Here is a 23,575-nt window from a genome sequence, read left to right as displayed (position 1 = left end):
GGCCCGACGGTCCGGGGAAGATACCGATCTCGATCTTTACCGGGCAACCCCTTAAGATCCTGTCTCCGCAGCCGGGGGGACAGATCTCATGTGGCCGTTCGAGAAGCTCGCTTTCGACCCCACTTTCGGCGATCCGGCCGCGCGTGCGCTGGCCGCCGCCGGGGAGCGTGGCGACTGGGCCACGGTCCGCGACGGGCTCACCGCGGTCACCGACTGGGACCAGCGCGAGTTCTATCTGTGCCTCGCCGTGGAGCGGGAAGGACCGCAGCCCTGGATCGACGAATGGATCAAGGCTGAGCCGAGATCCGCACTCCCCTACCTCGCCAAGGGCCGCCAGCAGATCGTGTACGCCTGGGAGGCGCGCAGCACGAAACTGGCCAAGGACGTGTCGCAGGACCAGTTCGCCGTGTTCTTCCGCCGGCTCAAGCTGGCCGAGGACGCTCTCGACGAGGCGGCCACCCGGGACCGGGACAGCCCGATCGCCTGGTCCCAGCGGGTCGTCACGGCGATGGGCCGCCAGCTCGGGATCGGGGAGGCACGGCACCGCTTCAGCGAGGCGATCGCCCGGGACCGCTGGAACCGGGGCGCGCATCGCAACCTGCTGAACCAGCTGCACGAGAAGTGGAGCGGGCAGGAAGGCATCGGCGTGGATTTCGCCCGGCAGACGGTCGAGGACATGCCGGACGGGTCCGAGCTGGGCATGCTCGTTCCGGAGGCGTACCTGCAGCACGCCGGCCGGCACGACGAGGGAATCGACTACCTGCGGCGTACGGGAGTGATCGCCGAGCTCTACGCCGCCGGCGGCAGGTCCGTGCGGCACCCCGCTTTCCAGCGCCGACCCGGCTACCAGGCCGCCGAGGGGTATTTCGCCCTCGCGTTCGTGTTCGCCGGGGAGTTCCAGGCGGCGGCCACCCACCTCGACGCGATCGGCGACCTGCCCGCGCAGGACCCGTGGGACAGCGTCCGGTCGTACCGCGGTTTCCGCCGGGAGGTCTACTCCCGGGTCGGCCGCCGACCTCTACCATCCCTGTTCTGACCAGGGGAGATTCAGACTTACATGTGGCCTTTCAAACGGGACAAACCGGCGGCGCCGACGATCGTGTTCGACCCGACCTTCGGCGATCCGACCGCCCGATCGCTGATCGCGGCGGCCGACAACGGCGACTGGAAGTACGCCCGCGACGTGCTCACCGCGACCACGGACTCGAACATCCGCGCGTTCCTTCTCGGCGTGCTCTGCGATCGGCAGGGCCCCCAGCCGTGGATCGACCAATGGGTCGCCGCCGAGCCGCACTCGGCGCTGCCTTTCCTGGTGAAGGGCTCGCATGCCGCTGGATGGGCCTGGCAGGCGCGCGGCAACGGGGGTGCGGACACCGTCTCGCAGGAGCAGTTCGCGGTCTTCTTCCGCCGGCTCAAGGTCGCCGAGGACGCCCTCGATGACGCCATCGCCCGTGACCCGGACAACCCGATCGCCTGGACGGAGCTGATCCACACGGCTGTCGGGCGCCAGCTCGGTCTCGAGGAAGCTGAGCGCCGCTTCGAGCAGGTCATCGCGCGGAACCGCTGGCACCGTGGCGCGTACCACGTCCTGCTGCAGCAGAAGTGCGCCAAGTGGGGCGGCAGTGACGAGCTGGCCCTGGACTTCGCCCGCCGGACGGTCGCGGCGATGCCGGACGGTAACCCGCTCGGCACGCTGATCGCGTGGGCCCACTTCGAGATCGCGGCGCAGATCTCCGGCGAGGACTACCTGGCCCGCCCGGAGGTGGTGGCTGAGGTGCACGCCGCCGCGAACAGGTCCATCTTCCACCCGGCGTTCCCGCGTACGCCCGGCTTCCAGAGCAGTTTCGGGATCTTCGCGATCGCCTTCGGGGGCGGCGGGGAGGCCCGGGCCGCCCAGTCCTGCTTCGACGCCATCGGCGACTACCCGAGCGAGCAGCCGTGGTCGTATCTCGGCGACCCCGCCACGGTCTTTCTCACCAGCCGCGAGAACGTCCGCCAGGCCCTATCGTGACCTGGTGACCTCCCGAGATCCGATCGCTGACCTGCGACGCATCGCTTTTCTGCTGGAACGCGCCAATGAGGCGACCTACCGGGTCAAAGCGTTCCGGTCAGCGGCTGCGACAGTCGCGGCGCTGCCCGCCGACGAGCTCGCCCGGCGGGCAGCGGACGGCACCCTCGCCGACCTCACCGGGATCGGCGACGTGACCGCCCGCTGCATCACCGAGTCGCTCGCCGGCGAGGAGCCCGTCTACCTGCGCCGCATCGAGTCGACCGAGGGCACCGACCTCAAGGGTGCGGCCGCGGTCCTGCGCTCGGCGCTGCGCGGCGACTGTCACTGCCACTCCGACTGGTCCGACGGCGGCTCGCCCATCGAGGAGATGGCACTGGCCGCCGTCGAGCTCGGCCACGAATACATGGTGCTCACCGACCACTCGCCACGACTCACCGTGGCGCACGGCCTGACCGCCGCCCGGCTGCGCAAACAACTCGATCACGTGGCGAAGGTCAACGAGGCGCTGCCCGAGGGGTTCCGCATCCTCACCGGCATCGAGGTCGACATCCTCGCCGACGGCTCGCTCGACCAGGAGGACGAGCTGCTCGAACGGCTCGACGTGGTGGTCGGCTCGGTGCACAGCGGGCTGCGGGACGACTCGGCCAAGATGACCCGCCGGATGCTGGCGGCCATCGAGAACCCGCACCTCGACATCCTCGGGCACATGACCGGGCGGAAGGTGTCAGCCTCTGGGGAAGGTGACAAGGGGCATCGGCGCGGGCACACCCGGCCGCCGAGCGACTTCGACCTGCACAGAGTGGTCGCCGCGGTCGCCGAGCACGGCAAGGCCATCGAGATCAACTCGCGCCCGGACCGGCTAGACCCCCCGAAACGGATGCTCACCGTCGCCGTCGAGGCCGGGTGCCTGTTCAGCATCGACACCGATGCGCACGCCCCGGGACAGCTCGATTGGCAGAGGTACGGGTGCGAGCGGGCCGCGCTGTGCGGCGTACCCGTGGATCGGGTGGTCAATTCCTGGTCCATGGATCGCCTGCTCGACTGGACAGTGAGCCACAGCACCCCCGGATAACGGGAGGGAAAATGTCAGCCCCCTCCCGTAGGGTCGTCGCGTGGGACAGATTGATGACCTTGCGAACCGCTACGTCGACGAGTGGGCCCCGCTCAACCCGACCGGCGCCACCTTCATCGGCGTGCCCGGCTTCGACGCCCAGCTCGACGACCTGTCGCCGGAGGGCTTCGAGGCCCAGGCCGAGCTGGCCCGCCGCACGCTGACCGAGCTCGACCTGATCGAGCCCGCGACCGAGCGTGAGAACGTCGCCAAGGACGCCATGCAGGAGCGGCTCGGTCTCGACCTGACCCGCTACGACGCCGGCGACATCGCCAGCGAGATCAACGTCATCACCAGCGCGGTCCACGGCATGCGGATGACCTTCGACCTCATGCCGGTCCAGGGCGAGGAGGCGGTCGCCAACATCTCGGCCCGCCTCGGCGGCTTCCCGCACGCCCTGCGGCAATACCGGCGCACGCTGCTCGACGAGGCCGCCAAGGGCAACGCCAGCGCGCGGATCCAGATGATCGAGGTCGCCGAACAATGCGCCACCTGGACCGACCCGGCCCGCGACAACTTCTTCCACGGCCTCGCCGACGGCCTCGAGGCGACCGGCTTGCTGCAGACCGAGCTCACCCGCAACGCCGCCGCGGCCACGGCCGCCGTCGCGGAGTTCGGCCAGTTCCTGCTCACCGAGCTGTCCCCCTACGGCCGCGACAAGGAAGCCGCCGGCCCGGAGCGCTATGACCGCGCCTCGCAATACTTCCTCGGCGCCCGCATCGACCAGCACGAAACCTACGCCTGGGGCTTCGAGGAGCTGGCCCGCCTCGAGCGCGAGATGCGCGCGACGGCCGCCCAGATCGCCGGCCCCGGCGCCACAGTGGACGAAGCCGTCGCCCTCCTCGACGCCGACCCGGCCCGCCGCATCCCCAGCAAGGAAGCCTTCCGCGACTGGATGCAGGCCACCGCCGACAAGGCCATCTCCGAGCTCAACGGCACCCACTTCGACATCCCGCCGGCCGTCCGCACGGTCGAAGCCTGCCTCGCCCCCACCAGCGACGGCGGCATCTACTACACCGCACCCAGCGAGGACTTCAGCCGCCCCGGCCGCATGTGGTGGGCCGTCCCCGAAGGCCAGACCGAATTCTCCACCTGGCGCGAAACCTCCACGGTCTACCACGAGGGCGTCCCCGGCCATCACCTCCAGATCGGCCAGACCATCCACGAAGCCGACACCCTCAACCGCTGGCAACGTCTTCTTTGCTGGTCCTCCGGCCACGGCGAAGGCTGGGCCCTCTACGCCGAACGCCTCATGGACGACCTCGGCTACCTCGCCGACCCCGGCGACCGCCTCGGCATGCTCGACGCCCAAGCCCTCCGAGCCACCCGCGTCATCGTCGACATCGGCATGCACCTTGAGCTGGAAATCCCCCGCGACAACCCCTTCGCCTTCCACCCCGGCGCCCGCTGGACCCCCCAACTCGGCTGGGACTTCCTCCGCCAGCACTGCCGCATGCAGGAAGACGTCCTCCGCTTCGAATGGAAGCGCTACCTCGGCTGGCCCGGCCAAGCCCCCTCCTACAAGGTCGGCGAACGCATCTGGCTCCAAGCCCGAGACGACGCCAAAGCCCGAAAAGGCCCCACCTTCAACCTCAAAGACTTCCACCGCGACGCCCTTAACCTCGGCTCCCTGGGCCTCGACCCGCTTCGCAAGGCCTTGGCGCGCCTGTAGGGCTCTCCCCCTCCAAGTACGCCCAACCCCCCAGCCCTGAGTCCACCGCCCAGCGCGCTGCCGTCCCGGCCTGATCACGCAGCCATCCGGTCCAAGGACCACGAGATCTCGCGTCCCGAAAGCGTGTGAAGGCACCGTGCATTTCTTGTTGTAGCTTCAGTTGCCGTGATGACCCGCTACGGCGGACCGATCCACGGTGAAGGCGGACTCAGGTCGTTCGCTGCCGACCTGCGGTGTCGCCGGCACAGCCTGTCGGCGCGAGCGCCGCTTGAGTCATGCGGATCACATTCACGAAGCTCGCCATTCATGGCTCGACCGTCTTGGCCTCGGCGGGATCCGGGCGTCAGTTGGAACTGTGGGGGACCTTCGTGAGCAGGTCTTCACACGACATCAGCGCACCAACGGCGGCGAGCGAGGTCAGATACGTCGTCGAGTCCGGCGGCGGCGGGGTCCTCGGGCTCATAGCGAAGGCTGACGAACCGCGTCGCGGACGCCGACACCTACGTGCGGGTAAGCGCGCCTCTCGGGTCTGGCCAGACAGCGCGCAATGCCGGCCGGGTCAGTTGGCGAGGCGGCGGCGGTTGGCGATCAGTTCGCGGAGGCGGGCGCCGCGGAGGCGGGACGGCTGGGCGTGGTCCCGGGCTGATTTGGCGTCGGCGAGGGCTGCCAGGAGCTCGAGCCGGCGACGGCGACGCTCGGGGTCGAGTCGCTGCGGTACGTGGGCCATGAGCCGAGACTTCCTGGGCTGTCGGCGTTCGTCAAGGGTGAGTGCGTTGTGCGACTGGGAGCGTACCCATTGTGGCTCACAGGGATGGGCAGAGTGGGGCAATCACCACAGGGGCCAGTCGTTGGTGGTGATCCATCGGGCGGCTACGAAGCCGGCTGCGATGGACAGGCCGAGGGCGCTGCTGACCGCGACTCCCACGGCGACGCCGCGGTTGCCGATGAGGGTGAGGAGGGCGGCTGCCAGCCAGGCGGAGACGGCGGCGGCGAGCGTCCACCAGGCGTACGACATGAGGTCGCGGCCGAGGGCTCCGAAGAGGGCGAACCAGAGTGCCGTCGCGCCGATGCCGGCCAGGAGCGGGCCCGCTGAGATGGTGTGAGGTTCGCGGTAGACAGGGCGGGGCGGCAGGCTCGGCGGGAACGCGGGCGGGCGGCCCATCGGTGCCATGCCGGGCGGCATCGAGTAGGGCGCATTCGCATATGGCGCAGTCGGGTGGGGCGCGTTTGCGTATGGCGCAGTCGCGTAAGGCGGCATTGCGGGAGGCCGGCTCGGCTGAAGGGCCTGCGGGTGGGCAGGGGGCGCCGAGGAGACCATCGTCGGCTGCCCGGACGTGGGCAGCCAGCCGGGCGGCGGTGTCGAGGAGCCCCAGCCGCCGTGCTGTTCCGTCATGTCACTCACCTTATCCACGGTCGGCAGGTCAGCGGGGATGGATGACTTCTGCCAGGATGGCGCCGTGGTTTCTCTGCGTACGTTCTCGGTCCTGACCGTTGCCGTGTTCTCGCTCGCCGCTTGCGGCTCGCCGAGTGACGACTCGTCGGGCTCGGCGACACCGCAGTTCGTGGATCCGCCCTCGACGGCGGCGACGGAGTCCGCGGACCCGCCGTCAGCCGCTGGTAAAGCCAGCGCGCCGCCGTCCACGAGCCCGAGCCCGACTCCGAGCAAAAGCCCGAGCAAGACCGCGACGACCGTGAAGTACGCATTCCCGGTGAAGGCCTCGAACGTCGACTATCACCCGACGCACAGCAAGTATCCGGCGACGGACATCTTCGCTGACTGCGGTGAGCCGGCGGTCGCCACGACCAGCGGTGTCGTGCTGGAGGTGAGCCTCAAGGACGAGTACGTGAAGGGTCAGCCGGACGGTCCGCTCAACGGCGGCCTCTCCGTGTCGATCCTGGGCGATGACGGGGTGCGTTACTACGGCTCGCACCTGAGCAAGGTGCTGTCGGGGATCAAGGCCGGCGTCCGGGTCACGGCGGGCCAGCAGGTCGGCAAGGTCGGGCACACCGGTAACGCGAACGGCGTCTGCCACCTGCACTACGGCATCTCGCCGGCGTGCGCGAAGACGGGCGACTGGAAGGTGCGGCGCGGTGTGATCTGGCCGGCGACGTTCCTGGACTCGTGGCGCAAGGGCGGCAACAAGAGCCCCGTCGCGAAGGTGAACTCCTGGGCGAAGGCCAACAACTGCAAGGCCTGACGGCCGGGTGTGCGAGAGTCGGCCCGTGAATGTCGCGGTCATCGGTCTCGGACTCATCGGCGGCTCGCTGCTGCGCGCCTTAGCCGCCCACGGGCATAACGTCACCGGTTATGACCTGGCGCCCTCGACCCGGGTGGAGGCGACCGCGATGGCCAAGGCCGCGGGTGCTCACCACTTCGCCGACCCCTCGATCCGCCCGGTCGAGATCAAGGGCGCCTGGCACGTCACCGACAGCGTCGCCGACGCGGTTGCGGACGCCGAGGTGGTGGTGCTCGCCGTCCCATTGCCCGCGGTGCCCGCCGTACTCGCCGAGCTGAGCGGCTTCCTCGGCCTGATCACCGACGTCACCTCGGTGAAAGGCCCGGTCCGTGACCTGATGGGCGGCCTGCGCTACGTCGGCGGGCATCCCATGGCCGGCAAGGAGTCGTCGAGTTTCCTCGCGTCCGACCCGCACCTGTTCGACGAGTGTGCGTGGGTGCTCTGCCTGGAGCCCGGCAGCACCGGCCTGGACGACTGGCTCACACTGGCCGGCCTCTACACGTCCATCGGTGCCCGGGTCGTGCCCGCGACCGCCGACGAACACGACCGGGCCGTAGCCCGGATCAGCCACGTTCCACACCTGCTGGCCGCGGCGCTCAGCAACCTGATCGAGGACAACCCCTTGGCGGGTACGCTCGCCGCCGGCTCTTTCCGCGACGGTACGCGAGTAGCCGCCACCCGCCCCGAACTCATTGCGGCAATGTGCGGCGGCAACGCGGACGCCGTACGCGAAGCAATGGAACTCGTTCTTTCCGACCTGTCGATTTTCGCGGAATCGCTCGACTCCGTCGACGAGTTGACGGGGCTTCTGCGCCGGCCCGGTGAGCTTCGGCGGGGGTGGCCGGCCGCTCCGGGCGTACCCGTGGAAATCGGCCTTGATCGGGATTCTCTGCTCGCGCTCGGGCGCTCCGGCGGATGGGTGACCCGGGTGGGTGACACGGCGATCGGAATGCGGCCGGAAACTGACCTGAAATCCTCCTAACCTGAGCGGGAAGCCTCGCTAAAAGGACAGGAGAAAGCTCATGCCCGGTCAGGTCGGCGCCATCAGCAACGAACGTGAGGGACTGCTCGCCTACCTCACCCAGATGCGTTACGTCGTGCGCCTGACGGCCTTCGGCCTCACCGAGGACCAGCTCAGAACCGCCGCATCGGCCAGCCCGCTCACGGTGGGCGGTCTGATCAAGCATTGCGCCTCAACCGAGGAAAACTGGATCGACACCGTACGCCGTGAGTCCCGCCCGGTCGACTACGCCGCCTACGAGAACAATTTCCGGCTGGCCGACGGTGAAACGATCGACGACGTGTTCGCCAACTACGACCGCATCGCCGCGCGAACCGAGAAAACGATCGCGGAAATCGACGACCTCGACCACCCCGTCCCGGTCGACCACACGGTCCCCTGGAACCCGAAAGACATCGACAACTGGTCCGTACGCTGGGTCCTGCTCCACCTGATCCAAGAAACCGCCCGCCACGCAGGCCACGCCGACATCATCCGCGAATCAGTCGACGGCGCCACGGCGTACCCATTGATGGCAGCAGCCGAAGGCTGGCCCGAATCCCCCTGGATGAAGCCCTGGAAACCCTGAATCCGGCGGACGCCGGACGCTACGAAACCTTCGGCCCAACTGACACCTTCGCGGCCCGTGCGCGCGAGGTGGCGGCGGCGATCACGCACAGCCGCTAACTGGAACTCCCCGGCGCCGGCCACCTCACCCCGGTGACCGATCCCGACCTGGTGATCGCGTCGGTCCTGGCGTTCTTTGGCGAGCTGGATGCCTAAGCTTCCTCGCGCGTTTCGACCGGCGTGGTCCACGAGATCGCCTTCTCGATGAGGTTCCACGCGAAGTAGCACCCGACAGCCAGCGGAACCATCACATACCAGCGCCCCAGCACGCCGAAGTCCTCCGAGCGTCCCATCGTGTGCAGAACACTGAGCGCAGCGAGCGGCGCGCAGGACACGGCGATGACCAGGCGGCGAAGCCAGATGCGGGCGGGGGACTCGGTGCTCGAACTCTTCATACCCAACAGCGTGGCAGCCACAGGCTTCGTGCGGATCTGGCTGCAGCCGGAGACCCGGCTATGCCCCAGGGTATAGACGGGTCTCCGATCACGATGAACTAGATCTGCTCACCGTTCACCACACGGCTGGCCAGATCAAGCTTTCCCCATTGAGCGAGCCGCTGGGAGAAACTCGCGGTGACGACGGCGTCGGTCCGGTTCATCTTGTACGCCAGCGTCCAGTAACGGATTGCCTGATCCTGGTCGGTGTCGGAAAGGATCGTCGCGAGATTGTGCAATACAGCGTGGCGATCACTGTCCGGCAAAGCCGGAGTCCGGGCCAGGAGGCCTTCGTAGATTTTCTGAGCGCGAAGCGGATCGTGCTTGGCAAGGAAGTCGGCAAGGGCCCGATCTGCCATGTAGCCATCCTGTCCGGGCCTCTCACTCCATATCTTGCAGACCCGCTCGAACTCCTCGGACTGGACGATGCCGGCGGCATCGAGGGCGACAAGATAGGCTACCAGTGTGGCCTGATCGGAAGGGTCTGCCTCAAACCCGTCTCGTAAATCATGGAGAATCTCAGCGTCCTGCTCTCGATTGCCCGCTGAGCGACTTCGTATCTTCATAGCAAGTCTCGAGATACGCCTATCCGCAGGATTGATCGATTTTGCCCGCTCCAGTTCCTTCCACGCCTCTTCATCCTTTCCCTGGTCGCTCAGGAAGTCGCTGTACTGGATCCGCAGGCCCTCGAAGTCAGGGAACAGATTGATCGCCCGGGTGAAAATTTCGTGAGCAAGTTCCTCCTCGCCCGCCTGCTCGAGTTCCACGGCGCAATTGCCGATCGACCCTGCGGTGTTCCGGGAGTCGCCCTCATCGACCCGACCGACGATGGTTACGGTGTCGATCAGTTTTCGCAGGGTGATACCCAGGCTGCGGATCTCCGCCTTATCGTGTGAGATCTTTCTGGAAACCTGCAGCTTGACGTGTATCGCCTGAATGTCCGCGACGAGAACCGAGCCGGGGCGACGCACCACCGAGAATTCAGTGAATCGTTCGACCTGCCCGTCGTTGTCCGCGATGAAGGTTTTGGCGTCGCCCGCCTTGCCGATGACCGAGTTGATGGCTGTGACCAACCGAGGGCGGCAATCGCGGAGCATCTTGGTCCGGTCGTACGTGATCTGACGAAAGTCCTTGACGTCGAACGGCGAGTCGTTAACTTCCTGGTTCAGGATCACCACGTCTTTCTCGGCCGCGTGAGCATAGCCGAGCTCGTACATCACATTCGGATTGCTCCCGGTGAGATCAGCGATAATAAGGTCTGCCTCTCGAATCGCCTCCAAAACCTGGAACGAGATCCGTCCCGGTTCGGCGATTTCGTCGGCCCGGTAGACCTTGATCTCCAAGCCGGTTTCCTCGTTGGACTGTCGGCCGGAGTCTTTGATGATGTGGAAGACATCGTCAAAGTTCTCATCGAACGGCATCAGCACAAACACTGTCTTCATCCGTACCACCCCGAATCATCCACGCCCTGCTGCTATCGGCGGAATTGGCGCGCTGCATACCGTACGGGTCCAATTGATCTACTCGGCCGTGGTCACGCCAGTGTAGGTCGGACGGTCATCCCCGTAGATGGTGAGGATTGTCCGTTCAGTCCCACGCAAGAGTGACATTGTGACAATGCCGCCGGCCGTGGTGAGAGGGCATCCCGATGGCATAGACCCACGATTACCTCGGTGAATGGTCGACGGGAAGTGGCGCATTGCCACGCGTAAGCGTGGGCGGGCTGAGAGGTGCAGCCCCGGCGATGTTCACCCTGGCGGGTGACGGCGGGCTGTGCGCTCTCGAGTCCTCGTCGCGTCGTACGAGATCTGACGGAACCATCGGCGAGTGTGTGCCGCCCGGAGTGTTCGGTGTCCAGGGTCGGGCCTGTCTGGGCGTCCGGACCTCTCCGGTGAGACCAAAACTGAGACCAGACAGAGAAACGCCCGGCTCCTCGTCTCCGAGGTGCCGGGCGTTTGACCTGCTTGCTGGCGGTGGTGAAGGGATTTGAACCCTTGGAGGGCTTGCACCCTCACACGCTTTCGAGGCGTGCTCCTTAGGCCGCTCGGACACACCACCGTGAAGTAGAATAACTGACCGGCTGGGGCGTCTGTAGGCGGGTGACCCCAAACCGGATCAGGGCTCGAAGTGCCAGGTCCTGGCGTCCGGGCGGCGGGCGCCTGGCAGGATCAGCTTTCATGAGTGTTCACATCGGCGCGAAGCCGGGCGATATCGCTGAGCGGGTTCTGCTTCCCGGGGATCCGATGCGGGCGAAGTGGATCGCTGAGACGTTTCTGAAGGACCCGGTCTGTTACACGCAGGTCCGGGGGATGCTGGGGTTCACCGGCACGTGGCAGGGTGTGCCTGTTTCGGTGCAGGGGTCGGGCATGGGGATGCCGTCGGCCTCGATCTACACGCATGAGCTCATCAACGAGTACGGCGCGAAGTCCATCATCCGGATTGGGTCGTGCGGCGCGTTGGCGATGGATCTGCAGCTCGGGGATGTCATCGCGGCGATCGGGTCGGCCACCGACTCGAACATGAACCGGTTGCGGTTCGACGGGCTGGTGGATTACGCGCCCGTGGCTGATTTCGGGCTGCTGCGGACCGCGGCCGAGGTCGCTGAGCGGCGGAACGTTCCGTTGCGGGTGGGTCCGATTCTGGCCGCTGACGAGTTCTACACGGACCGGCCCGACCTTTACGACCGGCTCGCCGACTACGGCGTGCTCGCGGTCGAGATGGAGTCGGCTGCCATCTACACGATCGCGGCCAAGTTCGGCGTGAAGGCGCTGACGATTCTGACCGTCAGCGACCACATCAAGCGTGGCGACAAGATGGATGCCGCGCAGCGCGAGCAGGGCTTCTCCGACATGGTGCAGATCGGCCTCGACACGGCTATCGCCTGAAGAATCCGCGCATCAGGGCCGCGCATTCGGCTTCCAGGATGCCTGTGTAGACCTCTGGGCGGTGGTTCAGGCGCCGATCCCGGACCACGTCCCAGAGGGACCCGACCGCGCCCGTCTTCGGCTCCCAGGCGCCGAAGACGAGCGTGCCGATCCGGGCCAGCACCAGCGCGCCGGCACACATCGTGCACGGCTCCAGCGTCACCACGAGCGTGCAGCCGTCCAGGCGCCAACTGCCGGTGACCGCAGCGGCGCGACGCAGCGCGAGCACCTCGGCGTGGGCGGTCGGATCCCCGGCCGCCTCACGCTCGTTCCCGGCTGTGGCCAGCTCGTTCCCGGCCGCGTCGTAGATCACCGCACCGACCGGCACGTCCTCCGCCGACGTGGTGGCGACGGAGAGCGCCCGACGCATCCATGTCTCGTGCAGAGGACGGGCCATCATGCGTCGCGCAGCTCCTCGAGCTCGTCCCCGGCGCCCAGCTTCTGGCAGATCTCAGCGGTCACGTCCGCCGGCAGCATCCCCTCGAGACCACAGAGGGTGAGCAGCCGGTGCGAACTGATCCCCAGATCCGCGAGCAGCTCGACATCGCCCACGGGGTCGGCGTCGGGGTCGGCGGCGGGCCGCTCGTCCTCGTCGTCATCACCCTGTGGCGCGGCCAGCTCATCGATCTCCAGGGCCGGCGCCTCCACATCCGCGAGCAGCAGCGCACCGAGGCGCGACTCGTCCGCGAAGGCCGAATCAGACCCGAAGACCCGCAGGTCATCGCCCTCATCCAAGCGCATGATCACCAAATACTGATCGTCGGCCTCGACGAACAGCAACGACAACTCGGCATCGGGCTCGGCATCGCGCAGCCGGTCGACAACCTCGTCGATATCGGCCACCCCGGTGAGCTCCACCTCGGATGCCGTCCAGCCGTTCTTGCCCCGAGCGACGCCGGCAGCGAAAGTCGACACGAATCCCCCCACGAACATCTGTTCTCAGCGAGTGACGGTAGCGGCTGCATCGGCCCAAACGCAGCGCCACGCCCCGAAGGAGACAAAGACCAGGTGCGTGCTGGGTCACTCTCTTTGCCCACCGAGCCCGTCACAAGCCCCAAGTCGCCTGCACGACACGTGCTGTCCCTGCTTGATCACGCAGCGATCCTGGTGAGGACCGCACGCCGAATCCCGCCGCTACCGCGATTGAACGGGGCCCTGTCAGGATCGAGCGCATGCCTATCGTGGTGCGAGACCTGGTGCCCGAGTTCCTGGCCCAAACCCCGGCCACCGGGGCGGAGCGCCCCGCGAGTTGGCAGCGCTACCGCGAACGAATCAGTAAATATCATGACCCTGGCCTCGACGAGCGCCGCCTCGCGGAACTCTTCACCGACTCGGGTCGCCTGACTGCCCGTGCCGACGTGATCCGCCGCACAGCATCGACTGCCTTATCGTCAGCAGCAGGCCTCATGGGAGTAATGAACGTCGACGTCCAGGTAGTCGTGCTGGTAGGCCTGTTCACTGCCAACGGTTGGGTAGCTCCGCTGAACGGCCGCGCAGAGCTCTTTGTAGCCGTCGAGCGGTACCCGAACGACGAGCGCTATGGACGGCTTCTCCTCATCCACGAAGCATCCCACGTCGTCCATGACCGAGCCGGCGACCACGCATCCTGGCCCGAACACGGAATAGCGGCAGCCCTGATGAGCGAAGGTCTCGCAACCCTGGTCTCATCGTTGGCGGAGCCGGGACTATCGGACGCGCAGTGCCTGTGGTTCGCGGAAGGCTTCGAAGACTGGCACCAAGCCTGCCGAACCCACCAGCGCACCGTTCTCGACCGCTTGCTGGCTGCCCTGGACGGCGACAACCCCGACACGTACGCCGCGTACTTCCAGATGCGTGACTCACCTGAGCGAGGAGACCTGCCTCGCCGTTGCGGGTACTACGTCGGTTTGAACGTGGTTCGCGAACTGCACCGATACCACCCGCTTGCAGAGCTGGCCCGCTGGCCGTATACGCGGGTCGTCACGGAGGTCAGGCAAGCCCTCACCATGCTCCGAGATGCTTGACGTCAAGAGCTGCAGCTCGATGTGGGGCATGCGGCGGCTGGTGGCTCTGGGTGGGGTGGGGACGGTCATCGCCGTGGGGCTTGTGGTCCGGGCTGTGGGTGGTGGGGCGTTCGCGGCGAATGCTGGGACGGTGCTTTACGCGACCATGGTGTTTGCCGGTGTCTACGTTGTGTGGCCGCGGGTTCATCCGGGCGTTGCCGGTGCTTTGGCGGTTGCTTTTTGCTGGGCGATCGAGCTTCTGCAGCTGACCTCGCTGCCCGCGGAGCTGAGCGCGCGAAGCGTCCTCGCGAGGCTGGTGCTGGGGTCGTCCTTCGACTGGGCGGATATGGCCTGGTATCCGGTGGGTGTCGTGCCGGTGGTGGTTATCGCGCTCGGATGGCGGCGCGTAGCCAGGTGGGGTTCGGGTTTACGTGGGGTTCGCCGCGCAGGATGACTGTGGGGACCGTTTCGTTGCCGTTGGCGACTGCCCGGACGGCGGCGGCTGCGGCGGGGTCCTTCCAGATGTCGACCCAGTGGAGGCGGCGGCTCTGGAAGGCCAGGGTGGCTCGCAGGCGCAGGCAGAAGGGGCAGCCCGGGCGCCAGTAGACGATGGGCTTTCCGTCGGCGGCGCTGCGGGCCTGGGCCTCGGCCGCCGAGATGGACGCAGGGAAGATCAGGGGTGAGGCGGCCAGCGCGAAAAGCAGCATGATCACCAGTACGAGGGTGCGCCCGGTGACTGCCGCTACGATGCCGATTGCCAGCAGAATTATCGTGAGGAGCCATCGGCGCGCCATGGTTTCGACCGTACGGGGTAGGGGCATGCTTCGCGACTGATGATCACCGTTGTTTCTCTCCTGCTGCTCGTGGGTGTGCTCGGCTTTGCCGTCGCGCGGCCGCGGGGTCTGCCGGAGGCTGTGGCCGCGGTGCCGGCGGCGGTGATCGTGGTGGTGTTCGGGCTCGTCTCGTGGCGGGATGCCGTGGACGAGCTGGTCGAGCTGGGGCCGACCGTGGGGTTCCTCGCGGCGGTTCTGCTGCTGTCGTACCTCGCGGATGAGGCCGGGGTCTTCAAGTACGCCGGGGCGGTCGCGGCGCGTTGGAGCCGGGGGTCACCGCAGCGGCTGCTGGGGATCGTGTTCGTCATCGCCTCGGTGGTGACGGCGGCGTTGAGTCTCGATGCCACGGTGGTGCTGCTGACGCCGGTGGTGTTCGCGACCGCTTCCACTCTGGGCGTACGCCCGAAGCCGCATGTCTATGCATGCAACCACCTGGCCAATTCCGCGTCGCTGTTGTTGCCGGTCTCGAATCTGACGAACCTGTTGGCGCTGTCCGCGGCGGGGCTCTCGTTCGTGAGCTTCGCCGGGTTGATGGCGTTGCCGTGGCTGGCGGTGATCGGCGTCGAGTATCTGATTCTGCGGCGGTTCTTCGCCCAGGATCTGGGCACGCCGGAGCACTCGGCGCAGGTCGAGCAGGAGCGTGCGCCGAAGTTCGCGCTGGTTGTTCTCGGGCTGACGCTGGCGGGGTTCGCGGTTGCGGGGCCGGTGGGGGTGCATCCGGCGTGGGTCGCCCTGGCGGGTGCGATCGCTCTGGGCGTACGGATGAAAAAGCCGGTGACAACGCTCGTACGCAAAGCGAATCTCGGGTTCTGTCTTTTTGTCCTGGCACTCGGGGTGGTGGTGCTGGCGGTGAGCCGGAGCGGGTTCGGCACGCTCGTGGACCGGGTGGCGCCGCACCATGCGGATCTGCTCGGGTTGCTGGCGATGGCCGGGCTGGCCGCCGTGCTCGCGAACGTGCTGAACAATCTGCCGGCGACGCTGATGTTGCTGCCGCTGGCCGCACATTCGCCGGGGCTGGTGCTGGCCGTGCTGCTGGGTGCCAACATCGGTCCGAATCTGACGTACGTGGGTTCGCTCGCGACTTTGCTGTGGCGGCGGATCCTGCACGGTCGCGGGCAACCGCCGGTGACCGGGGAGTTTCTGCGACTCGGCGCGCTCACCGTACCGGCGTGTCTGATTGTAGGGGTAGCGTCGCTATGGGTAAGTCTGAGAGTGTCAGGCCTGTGAGCGTTCTGGTGTGGCTCGCGGAGGGCACGTGGGAGGCGTGTGTCGATGCGGCGCGTGAACAAGACGGCGAAGTGACCCTGCTGCACGTTCTTGATGTTGATACCGAGGCCGCGCTGAGCGGTTCGGCGGGTCTTCTTGGGCGTGTCGCGGGCGCGGATCCAGTGGGGTTGCTCACTGGGGCGGAAAATCTTTTGCTGGCGAAGGCGGAGGCGCGATTGGGTCGATCGGCGCGGAAGCTCACGTTGCGTGGCCGCCCCGAACGGGTCGTCGTTGCCGCCTGCGCGGACGCGGATGTGCTGGTCCTGGCGCGTGACGGAGATCGACGACGACTCGGTCCGAAGAGCCTGGGACACCGCACACGCTTTGTCGTCGATCACGCTCCGTGCACAGTGCTCCTGGTATGGCCCGGACCCCCGCCGCCGACCACGACCCTGCCATGATCAAATAGGCTGACCAGATGACGGCTGCGTGTCGGCACCGTTTCGTCGTCCTGAAAATGCGGCTCCCACCTGCGGCAATTACGCAGAGTGTCGAATAGTTAGCCGCCCTAAAATGTCGGCGTGACGCAAGTCATGGGGCCGAAAACCACCGGATCGGACATCCCGGTTAGACCTGCCGTCGAAAAACTTTCACAGATCGGCCTCCCGCAGAAGCTTCGATATCTGTCATAAAGTCGACGTGTGAGAGTTGAGCAGCACTGGTGGAATGGTGACGTCCGGCTATCGCGCCGGGATGTTTACGTCCGCACCGACGGCACGACCTGGGAGGTTGAGGCCCAGATGGGTGGACCCCAGGGAAAGTCCAAGGTGCAGCAGTGTCCGGGTAAGGCGTCCGCGCTGATCCTGGCAGACGCGTGGCGCGGCCCACGCTGGCGGTGGCGTCAGATCTGACGCCAGGAGCCGGGCTGTGCCGCATGCATCCTCTCTTGGCCAGCCAAACTTCTGATCGGGCCGGACCCTACGGGGCCGGCCCGATTTTTGTGTCCTCAGTGGTCTGCGACACGCGAGTTCGCTGCGTAATCCGGATGGTTCCGCGCGATCTGGACGGACTTGGTGTGTGCCTCCAGTCCGATAGCCAGATCTAGGCTGTAATCCCGCCGAACCAGGACGAAAGCGATGCCATGCAAGCCACCGTGACCGATTACCGCTGCGATGTCGCAGTGCTCCGTCTCAGCGGCGAACTCGATTCCGACACCGCGACCAGCCTCCATGATCTCCTCGCCGATCTGCTCGAACGCACCGTCCCGCGAATAGTCGTCGACATGACCGACCTCAAGTTCTGCGACTCGGTCAGGTTGAGCGCCTTTGTCACCGCCAAGCAGGTGATCTCCGCACGCGGCGGCTGGCTGAGCTTCGCCGGCCCCAACCGCTTCCTCGCCGAACTGCTCGAGACCATCGGGCTGAGCAGGTATTTCGCCATCTTTCCCGAGGTGGACGACGCGATAGCCGCAGCGCAGATATAGACCGGCATTATTGTGAGAGAGTACTCTCGAAACATGTCTCTCACGAATCCCTTCGGTGACCTGCGGATCACCGACCCGCAGGCGATGCGGGCGCTGGCGCACCCCGTGCGGCTGGCGATCCTGTCGCACCTGCAACGGCATGGGCCGGCGACGGCGACGGTCCTGTCGCCGCACGTGGGAGCGACGCCCTCGGTGGCGAGCTGGCACCTGCGGCATCTCGCGGGCTTCGGCCTGGTCACCGACGCCGACCCCGACGAGGTCCCCGGCGACCGCCGCCAGCGCTGGTGGAAAGCAGTCGCCCGCGGCTTCTCGGTGGCGATCGGCGACGACCCGGAGACCCAGGGAGCGGGCCGGGCGCTCAACGAGCAGCTGATGACCGCAGCAGCCGAACAGGCCGGCCGATGGCTGACGGAGACCGAGCCGACCCTGCCGCCGGAGTGGGTGCGGGTCGCGGGGGTGTCGAACACCGGCGTGGCCGTCACGGCCGCCGAGCTGGCCGAGCTCGAGATCAAGATCGACGAGCTGATCGCACCGTACGTTCATCGCGCCGAGACGGACGCACCCGACGGTGCCCGCATCGTCCGCATCCTCCGGCACTACCTGCCGTCATGACCGCCGCCCCCGCCGCGGACATGACCCGCTTCAACACGCTCTGGGGCGGCCAGACGATCTCCAACTTCGGTGACCGGATCACCGAACTGGCCCTGCCCGTGATCGCCGTCGTGACCCTCGGTGCGACCCCGGCCGAGGTGGGTCTGCTCACCGCCGCGGTCTGGACCCCGAACCTGCTGTCCCTGCTGGTCGGCTCGTGGGTCGATCGCCGAGCGCACCGCCGCCGGTTGCTCGTCGCGGCTGACGTGCTGCGTGCGCTGGTCCTGCTCAGTCTCCCGATCGCGCACTGGCTGGGCGTCGTCACGCTGGCTCAGCTCTTCGCGGTCGCGCTGCTGGCCGGGGTGGGGCAGGTGCTGTTCAACGCGGCGTACCCGTCGTTCTTCGTGGCCCTGGTCGACCGCAACCGCTACGTCGACGCCAACAGCAAGCTGTCGATCAGCCGGTCGGCGTCGTTCGTGGCCGGTCCGGCGCTGGGCGGCTTCCTGATCCAGCGGTTGACCGCACCGATCGCCCTGCTCGTGGATGCCGCCTCGTTCCTTGCCTCGGCCGTGCTGATCTCCCGGATCGACGTCGCGCCGGCGGCGCCGGAGCCGTCCCGGTCACTGATGTCGGATGCGCGGGCCGGGCTGCGCTACGTCCTGGGTCACCGCTATCTGCGCGCCGGTCTCGGCTGCGTGACAACGATCAACTTCTTCGGCTTTGTCGCGCAGGCGCTGGTCGTGCTCTTTGCTACGCGTACGCTCGGCCTCCCGGTCTCCCTGCTCGGTCTGGCCCTCGGTGTCGGCGCCTTCGGCGGACTGGCCGGAGCCGCCCTCGCACCCAGGCTGTCCCGCCGTTTCGGCATCGGCCGGGTGATGCTGCTCGGCGCGTTCCTCTTCCCGGCCCCGACGGCGGCGATCGCGCTGGCCGGCGGCCCGCACTGGGCTAGCGCGGCGGTGCTGTCCGCGGCGGAGGCAGTCTCCGGGTTCGGCGTGATGCTGATGGACATCAACCTCAACTCCGTCCAGGCCGCGGTGATGGCCGACGACATGCGCAGCCGGGTCGCGGGCGTCTTCGGCACGATCAACTACGGGGCCCGACCGCTGGGGGCAGCGCTGGGCGGGGTGCTCGGGGGCGTCATCGGGGTACGCCCGACGCTGCTGATCGCGGCAGTGGGCGGAGTGCTGGGCTGCCTGTGGCTGCTGACGTCACCGCTCCCCGCGATCCGGACGCTGGACGGGGGTCCCCCGTGAGAGCTACCCCCATGTGTCATCTGTGGCGGGATGGGCTGAAGGGCTGAGCTGAATAGCGTCATAGCCATCGACAACGAGCGCGATGAGCGACGACGAAAGGCCTGGTCATGACGCACGCAGCGGAGCCCCGGAACACGATCGACCCGACCGGCACCCCGACCGGCTCGGTGTGGCAGCAGCGGATGCGGACGTTCCGGGCGCCGATCCTGATCGTGGGGATGGCACTGGTGCTGGTGGTGGCGCGGGCGTTCGACGGGTTGTCGAACATGAGCGCGTTCCTCGGGCTGCCGATCGGGATCGCCTCGGCGGTCGGCGCGGTGTTCTTCTACCGGTGGCTGAACCGCACGGTCGAGGGGCGTACCGAGGTCGAAGAGGTCACCAAGGTCGACCGCTGGAAGAACCTGCGGCGCGGCGTGACGGTCGGGGCGGTGGCCTTCACGATCACGATGCTGATCATCGGGATGTTCGGCGGCTGGGAGCACATCGGCGGCGGGTCGATCGGCGGGTTCCTGATCACCCTGGGCATCATGTCGAGCGTCGCGGTGAACGAGGAGATGCTGTTCCGCGGGGTGATCTTCCGGATCATGGAGGAGCGGCTCGGCACCGTGGTCGCCCTGGTCATCTCCTCGGTCCTGTTCGGCCTCACTCACCTGGTCAACCATGGCGCGACCGTCTGGGGCACCGTCGCCATCGCGATCGAGGGCGGCACGATGATGGTCGCCGCCTACGTGCTGACCCGCTCGCTGTGGCTGCCGATCGGTATCCACTTTGCCTGGAACCTGACCGAAGCCGGCATCTTCGGGGTCCCGACCTCCGGCACCACGCCCACGGCGACCCTCTGGCACACCACGCTCGACGGCAACTCGGCGCTGACCGGCGGCACCTTCGGCCCCGAGGCCAGCCTGACAGCCCTGCTGGTCTGCGCGATCCCGACCGTGTTCATGCTTCGCCGCGCCGCCCGCAACGGGCAGTTCCGCAAGGGCCAGCTCCGTCGTAACAAGGCCATCTGAGCAGCACTTTCCCAAGACGAAGCGCCCGGCCCCGCAGGGGGGACCGGGCGACAGTCTTTTCAATGGATGTCAGCCCGGTTCGTCCAGAGCCAGCCGGACCAGCCGTCGGGGACCGTCGCCAGCGCCTCGGGGCTGTCGAAGCCCTCGGACCAGGGGCCCTCTCCGGCGACGAGGATGACGCGGGTGTCGGCCTCGCTCATGCGGCTGACGAAGCGGTTGGGCCAGCCCCAGAGCCAGCGGCCGTACCGTAGGGGCAGGTGCAGTTCGGTGTGGTGGCAGGCAGCGGGAACGTGGCCGGTCCAGCCGGTTGCCAGATAGCGGAGCAGGCAGTCCTTCATCGTTGCCTTCGACGCTGTCCGCAGGCCCGGCAGCCGGGTGGCGACCGCGGCGACCGATGCGTCACCGCCGTAGACAGCCAGGGTGGTCAGGCGTTCGGCGGGCAGCGTGGCCAGGTAGTCAGCGAGTCGGTCGCCCTCGGACGCTTCCTCGTTCTTGAGGTCGAGGAGCAGCTCGCGATCCGGGAACGCCCCGACCACCTCCTGGACGGTGGGCAGCAGACCGACCCCCTTACCCCGCAACGGGTACGTAGCTCCGCCGTCAGCCGTGTAGCCATAACCGAGGTCGAGTTCCCGCAGTTTGGCGAGGGTGTGATCACGGACCTTGCCGACGCCGTCGGTGCGGCATTCGAGCATCGAGTCGTGGAACACCGCGAGCTGGTCGTCGGCGGTGACCTGGACGTCGAACTCCAGCATGTCCGCGCCGGCCGCGAAGCCCGCCCGCATCGACGCCAGGGTGTTCTCGATGTACGCGTGCTCCGGCGGGTAGATCCGGGTCGCCGTGCAGGTGTCGTTCTCCACGCCGTCCAGCGGGTAGGTCTGGGCCAGCCCCCGATGCGCCAGCAGCCGCGGATGGCCGCTGCCGTCCCCCGATCGGTTGCCGGCGTAGAGACCGGCGCTGATCAGGACCACAACTCCGACAGCGATCAGCAGCTTGCGTTTCTTCGACACGGTGGGAGCCTGGCAGCTACCGGTTTCAGGCGGGAAGCGGCGAAAGTACTAGTCCCTCAGGACCAGTCACGAGCTATCAAGGCCGCTTGCGTCCGGCTCGAGACCGCCAGTTTCGCGAGCACGTTACTGACATGCACCTTGACCGTACGCTCGGCAAGCACCAGGTCACGCGCGATGTCCTGGTTCGACATGCCCCGGCCCAGCAGGGTGAGCACCTCACGCTCGCGCAGCGTGAGACCGCGGAGCCGAGCGCCGGCGTCCGGTGGCGGTCCGGCCGGGGACGGCCAGAGCAGCTGCGCCGCTGACGAGCTCAGGGCGGTCACTCCGGCGTACGCACTCCGCACCGCAGCCGCCAGCTCCAGCCCGCTCGCGTCCTTGAGCACGAACCCGTCGGCACCCGCGGCCAGCGCCCGCTGGACATCCACCGCCCGCCCCACGGAGGTCAGCATCAGCACCTTCACGTTTCCCAGGCGCCGGAGGATCTGCACCCCGTCCTCGCCCGGCAGATAGAGATCCAGGAGGACGACATCGGCAACGCCCGGCTCGCCGTTCAGCAGCTCCAGCAGGGCCGCGCCGTCCGCCAGCTCCGCGACCACGTCGAGGTCCGGTTGCGCGCCCAGGATCAGGCTCAGGCCCTCGCGGACCAGCGCCTGGTCGTCCACGATGACGAGCCGGATCATCCGGCCATGGTATTCAGGACCATGCTCAACGCGTTTCGGGCCCGCTTCTGGGACCTGGCCCTGGGCTCGGCGATGACCGTCCTCTTTGCCCTTTCGGGTACGGCGGTGGCGCTCCCCCTCGCGGTGGCGCAACTTCTCCCGCTCTTCTGGCGGCGACGCTTCCCGGCCGCGGCCCTCCTGATCGTCGGCAGCGCAACGGCGGCGCACACGGTCCTGGGGATGGCCCGCGCGATCGGCTTCTTCCCGGCGACGATCGCCCTGTACACCGCCGCCACCCACGGATCGCCCAGGGTCAAATGGGTGCTGTGCCCGGCGGTGGGAGTGGCCATGGCGGCGGCCAGCGCTGTCCGCCACGGCCCGGTCGAGGGCCTGCTGATGGCCATCGTGACGGTGACGGTCGCGTGGCTGGCCGGCATGGAACGCAGCGAACACCTGCGGCAACGCATGGAACGGGCAGCAGCCGAGGACCGCGAGCGCCTCGCCCGGCGGGTGCACGACTCGCTCGCGCGTACGGTCACGGTGATGTTGCTGCAGACCGAAGCGCTGCGCGCGACAACGCCCCTGGACAGTGCCGCCGAGCAGCGCATCGACACCGTGCTGGGCGCGGGCCGGTCGGCCTTGGCGGAGGTCCGAGAGGCATTGGCCGCCGCCGGCTCCGGTCCCGCCCTGGGCCCGCGACTGGAGATGCTGCGCGGTGCCGGACTGAGAATCTCGGGACACCCACCGGCCCGGCTCCCGGCCCCGCTGCAGGACATCACCGACCGCCTGATCACCGAGGCTGCCACCAACGCACTCCGCCACGACGGCCCGGGCACGCTCCTGACGATCACCACGGTGCCGGGCGACGGGACGCTGACCGTGCGGCTCACCACCGAACCTGGCGGCTCCGCTTCCGGATCTCAGCGCGCGGGCGGCGGCTTCGGGCTGGTCAGCCTCACTGCCGACATCCACGGGTACGGAGGGGAGCTCACGTTCGGGTCCCGCCACCCGGCCGGCTGGCAGCTCGAGGCCACCTTTCCCGCTCTTGTGCCCGGACATGACTGAAGGCCGGTCCCGATGGGGCCGGCCTTCAACGTCATGCAGGTGGTACTGGGTCTTGCTGGGTCGTGCTGGCGGAGGATACGAGATTCGAACTCGTGAGGGGTTTCCCCCAACACGCTTTCCAAGCGTGCGCCCTAGGCCACTAGGCGAATCCTCCGTGCGCCAGAATACAGAACCCCTCGAGCGGGTTTCGCCGGGACCGCCCGGTGGGCTGTCAGAAGCGTTGGGTACGCTGTGCACAGCCCCTCGTGCGGCGTTATCTCGTGAACCTCCCCAGGGCCGGAAGGCAGCAAGGATAAGCGGGCTCTGGCGGGTGCACGAGGGGTCCTTCACTTCTGGGGCATCGCGTTTGTTGTTGTCACACCCTCGACGGAGAATGGCGCGGTCGTCCAGAGGAGGCAGGAGTGGCACTGGCCCTCTACCGCAAGTATCGGCCTCGCACGTTTGCCGAGGTCATCGGGCAGGAACACGTT

General features: G+C 67.6%; 27 protein-coding genes, 2 tRNA genes and 1 other RNA gene. 19 read left to right on the top strand and 11 right to left on the bottom strand.

The window, feature by feature from the left end; genetic code table 11:
• Positions 1–88: 88 nt before the first annotated feature.
• From Aco04nite_RS15525 to Aco04nite_RS15510, 4 genes are read left to right on the top strand one after another with little or no spacing between them, the layout of a single operon-like run.
• Positions 89–1,036: a tetratricopeptide repeat protein gene (locus Aco04nite_RS15525; RefSeq protein ID WP_212997916.1), complete on the top strand. Its 948-nt coding sequence runs from the start codon at positions 89–91 to the stop codon at positions 1,034–1,036.
• A gap of 21 nt (positions 1,037–1,057) precedes the next feature.
• Complete coding sequence (locus Aco04nite_RS15520) at positions 1,058–2,011, top strand: tetratricopeptide repeat protein (protein WP_212997915.1); 954 nt, start codon at positions 1,058–1,060, stop codon at positions 2,009–2,011.
• 4 nt (positions 2,012–2,015) lie between these two features.
• Entirely contained in the window at positions 2,016–3,083 is a 1,068-nt protein-coding gene (locus Aco04nite_RS15515) for a PHP domain-containing protein (protein ID WP_212997914.1), read from the top strand.
• Positions 3,084–3,123: 40 nt separating this feature from the next.
• Positions 3,124–4,794 carry a DUF885 domain-containing protein gene (locus Aco04nite_RS15510; protein ID WP_212997913.1) on the top strand — a complete coding sequence of 557 codons (1,671 nt, stop codon included), beginning with the start codon at positions 3,124–3,126 and terminating at the stop codon, positions 4,792–4,794.
• A 559-nt stretch (positions 4,795–5,353) separates the two neighbouring features.
• Here the strand turns inward: Aco04nite_RS15510 and Aco04nite_RS15505 are convergent.
• Both Aco04nite_RS15505 and Aco04nite_RS15500 read right to left on the bottom strand, forming a co-directional pair.
• Positions 5,354–5,521, bottom strand: coding sequence for a hypothetical protein (locus Aco04nite_RS15505; RefSeq protein WP_203837533.1), 168 nt, complete (start codon positions 5,519–5,521; stop codon positions 5,354–5,356).
• Between the two features lie 102 nt (positions 5,522–5,623).
• Positions 5,624–5,977, bottom strand: coding sequence for a hypothetical protein (locus Aco04nite_RS15500; RefSeq protein WP_212997960.1), 354 nt, complete (start codon positions 5,975–5,977; stop codon positions 5,624–5,626).
• A 247-nt stretch (positions 5,978–6,224) separates the two neighbouring features.
• Between Aco04nite_RS15500 and Aco04nite_RS15495 the strand changes: the two genes are divergently transcribed.
• From Aco04nite_RS15495 to Aco04nite_RS15485, 3 genes are read left to right on the top strand one after another with little or no spacing between them, the layout of a single operon-like run.
• Positions 6,225–6,992, top strand: a complete 768-nt coding sequence (locus tag Aco04nite_RS15495; protein ID WP_212997959.1) for a M23 family metallopeptidase — start codon at positions 6,225–6,227, stop codon at positions 6,990–6,992.
• Positions 6,993–7,017: 25 nt separating this feature from the next.
• Positions 7,018–8,013, top strand: a complete 996-nt coding sequence (locus tag Aco04nite_RS15490; RefSeq protein ID WP_212997912.1) for a prephenate dehydrogenase — start codon at positions 7,018–7,020, stop codon at positions 8,011–8,013.
• A gap of 40 nt (positions 8,014–8,053) precedes the next feature.
• Positions 8,054–8,620, top strand: coding sequence for a DinB family protein (locus Aco04nite_RS15485; RefSeq protein WP_212997911.1), 567 nt, complete (start codon positions 8,054–8,056; stop codon positions 8,618–8,620).
• Between the two features lie 190 nt (positions 8,621–8,810).
• Here Aco04nite_RS15485 and Aco04nite_RS15480 read toward each other — a convergent pair whose 3' ends face one another.
• From Aco04nite_RS15480 to Aco04nite_RS15470, 3 genes are all read right to left on the bottom strand, one after another.
• Positions 8,811–9,053 (bottom strand): hypothetical protein, encoded by a 243-nt coding sequence (locus Aco04nite_RS15480; RefSeq protein ID WP_212997910.1) that lies wholly within the window; start codon positions 9,051–9,053, stop codon positions 8,811–8,813.
• 98 nt (positions 9,054–9,151) lie between these two features.
• Positions 9,152–10,534 (bottom strand): hypothetical protein, encoded by a 1,383-nt coding sequence (locus Aco04nite_RS15475; protein WP_212997909.1) that lies wholly within the window; start codon positions 10,532–10,534, stop codon positions 9,152–9,154.
• A 526-nt stretch (positions 10,535–11,060) separates the two neighbouring features.
• Positions 11,061–11,150, bottom strand: a tRNA-Ser gene (locus Aco04nite_RS15470).
• Positions 11,151–11,269: 119 nt separating this feature from the next.
• Here Aco04nite_RS15470 and deoD point away from each other — a divergent pair.
• On the top strand, positions 11,270–11,977 hold the full coding sequence (gene deoD, locus Aco04nite_RS15465) for a purine-nucleoside phosphorylase (protein ID WP_203837538.1): 708 nt from the start codon (positions 11,270–11,272) through the stop codon (positions 11,975–11,977).
• On the opposite strand, the gene Aco04nite_RS15460 is transcribed toward deoD, so the two are convergent.
• Positions 11,967–12,416 carry a nucleoside deaminase gene (locus tag Aco04nite_RS15460; RefSeq protein ID WP_212997908.1) on the bottom strand — a complete coding sequence of 150 codons (450 nt, stop codon included), beginning with the start codon at positions 12,414–12,416 and terminating at the stop codon, positions 11,967–11,969. The two genes, deoD and Aco04nite_RS15460, sit on opposite strands and share 11 nt — an antisense overlap.
• Positions 12,413–12,931: a tRNA adenosine deaminase-associated protein gene (locus tag Aco04nite_RS15455; protein ID WP_212997907.1), complete on the bottom strand. Its 519-nt coding sequence runs from the start codon at positions 12,929–12,931 to the stop codon at positions 12,413–12,415. Before Aco04nite_RS15455 ends, Aco04nite_RS15460 begins: the two co-directional genes overlap by 4 nt.
• 257 nt (positions 12,932–13,188) lie before the next feature.
• Here Aco04nite_RS15455 and Aco04nite_RS15450 point away from each other — a divergent pair, with 257 nt between their 5' ends.
• A complete protein-coding gene (locus tag Aco04nite_RS15450; protein ID WP_212997906.1) occupies positions 13,189–14,019 on the top strand; it encodes a DUF2268 domain-containing putative Zn-dependent protease in 831 nt (276 codons plus the stop codon).
• Positions 14,012–14,452 carry a ribosomal maturation YjgA family protein gene (locus Aco04nite_RS50010; RefSeq protein WP_212997905.1) on the top strand — a complete coding sequence of 147 codons (441 nt, stop codon included), beginning with the start codon at positions 14,012–14,014 and terminating at the stop codon, positions 14,450–14,452. The genes Aco04nite_RS15450 and Aco04nite_RS50010 overlap by 8 nt, the downstream gene beginning before the upstream one ends.
• Here Aco04nite_RS50010 and Aco04nite_RS15440 read toward each other — a convergent pair.
• On the bottom strand, positions 14,382–14,792 hold the full coding sequence (locus Aco04nite_RS15440; RefSeq protein ID WP_212997904.1) for a glutaredoxin domain-containing protein: 411 nt from the start codon (positions 14,790–14,792) through the stop codon (positions 14,382–14,384). The two genes, Aco04nite_RS50010 and Aco04nite_RS15440, sit on opposite strands and share 71 nt — an antisense overlap.
• Positions 14,793–14,831: 39 nt before the next feature.
• Here Aco04nite_RS15440 and Aco04nite_RS15435 point away from each other — a divergent pair, with 39 nt between their 5' ends.
• From Aco04nite_RS15435 to Aco04nite_RS15405, 7 genes are all read left to right on the top strand, one after another.
• Positions 14,832–16,058 (top strand): SLC13 family permease, encoded by a 1,227-nt coding sequence (locus Aco04nite_RS15435; RefSeq protein ID WP_212997903.1) that lies wholly within the window; start codon positions 14,832–14,834, stop codon positions 16,056–16,058.
• Positions 16,055–16,498: a universal stress protein gene (locus Aco04nite_RS15430; RefSeq protein WP_212997902.1), complete on the top strand. Its 444-nt coding sequence runs from the start codon at positions 16,055–16,057 to the stop codon at positions 16,496–16,498. The genes Aco04nite_RS15435 and Aco04nite_RS15430 overlap by 4 nt, the downstream gene beginning before the upstream one ends.
• 240 nt (positions 16,499–16,738) lie before the next feature.
• Entirely contained in the window at positions 16,739–16,948 is a 210-nt protein-coding gene (locus Aco04nite_RS15425; protein WP_203837544.1) for a hypothetical protein, read from the top strand.
• A 230-nt stretch (positions 16,949–17,178) separates the two neighbouring features.
• Positions 17,179–17,520 (top strand): STAS domain-containing protein, encoded by a 342-nt coding sequence (locus Aco04nite_RS15420; protein WP_212997901.1) that lies wholly within the window; start codon positions 17,179–17,181, stop codon positions 17,518–17,520.
• A gap of 33 nt (positions 17,521–17,553) precedes the next feature.
• Positions 17,554–18,132 (top strand): helix-turn-helix domain-containing protein, encoded by a 579-nt coding sequence (locus Aco04nite_RS15415; RefSeq protein ID WP_212997900.1) that lies wholly within the window; start codon positions 17,554–17,556, stop codon positions 18,130–18,132.
• Positions 18,129–19,364: an MFS transporter gene (locus tag Aco04nite_RS15410; RefSeq protein WP_212997899.1), complete on the top strand. Its 1,236-nt coding sequence runs from the start codon at positions 18,129–18,131 to the stop codon at positions 19,362–19,364. Before Aco04nite_RS15415 ends, Aco04nite_RS15410 begins: the two co-directional genes overlap by 4 nt.
• A gap of 107 nt (positions 19,365–19,471) precedes the next feature.
• Complete coding sequence (locus tag Aco04nite_RS15405) at positions 19,472–20,374, top strand: CPBP family intramembrane glutamic endopeptidase (RefSeq protein ID WP_212997898.1); 903 nt, start codon at positions 19,472–19,474, stop codon at positions 20,372–20,374.
• A 59-nt stretch (positions 20,375–20,433) separates the two neighbouring features.
• Here Aco04nite_RS15405 and Aco04nite_RS15400 read toward each other — a convergent pair whose 3' ends face one another.
• Together Aco04nite_RS15400 and Aco04nite_RS15395 are read right to left on the bottom strand one after the other, a co-directional pair.
• The gene (locus tag Aco04nite_RS15400; RefSeq protein ID WP_212997897.1) at positions 20,434–21,381 is read right to left on the bottom strand and encodes a glycerophosphodiester phosphodiesterase family protein; all 948 of its coding nucleotides are present in this window, start codon (positions 21,379–21,381) and stop codon (positions 20,434–20,436) included.
• Positions 21,382–21,437: 56 nt separating this feature from the next.
• Positions 21,438–22,061 carry a response regulator gene (locus Aco04nite_RS15395; RefSeq protein WP_212997896.1) on the bottom strand — a complete coding sequence of 208 codons (624 nt, stop codon included), beginning with the start codon at positions 22,059–22,061 and terminating at the stop codon, positions 21,438–21,440.
• 6 nt (positions 22,062–22,067) lie between these two features.
• On the opposite strand from Aco04nite_RS15395, the gene Aco04nite_RS15390 reads away from it, so the two are divergent.
• Complete coding sequence (locus Aco04nite_RS15390) at positions 22,068–23,105, top strand: sensor histidine kinase (protein WP_212997895.1); 1,038 nt, start codon at positions 22,068–22,070, stop codon at positions 23,103–23,105.
• A 66-nt stretch (positions 23,106–23,171) separates the two neighbouring features.
• Here Aco04nite_RS15390 and Aco04nite_RS15385 read toward each other — a convergent pair.
• Positions 23,172–23,259, bottom strand: a tRNA-Ser gene (locus Aco04nite_RS15385).
• 80 nt (positions 23,260–23,339) lie between these two features.
• Here Aco04nite_RS15385 and ffs point away from each other — a divergent pair.
• Positions 23,340–23,435, top strand: an RNA gene (gene ffs, locus Aco04nite_RS15380) — signal recognition particle sRNA small type.
• Positions 23,436–23,575 lie beyond the last annotated feature (140 nt).

Origin of the sequence: Winogradskya consettensis, from assembly GCF_018332715.1 — a bacterium.
Lineage (GTDB): Bacteria > Actinomycetota > Actinomycetes > Mycobacteriales > Micromonosporaceae > Actinoplanes > Actinoplanes consettensis.
The sequence above is the reverse complement of the archived record's forward strand: the minus strand, read 5'-3'. Positions and strand labels throughout refer to the sequence as shown.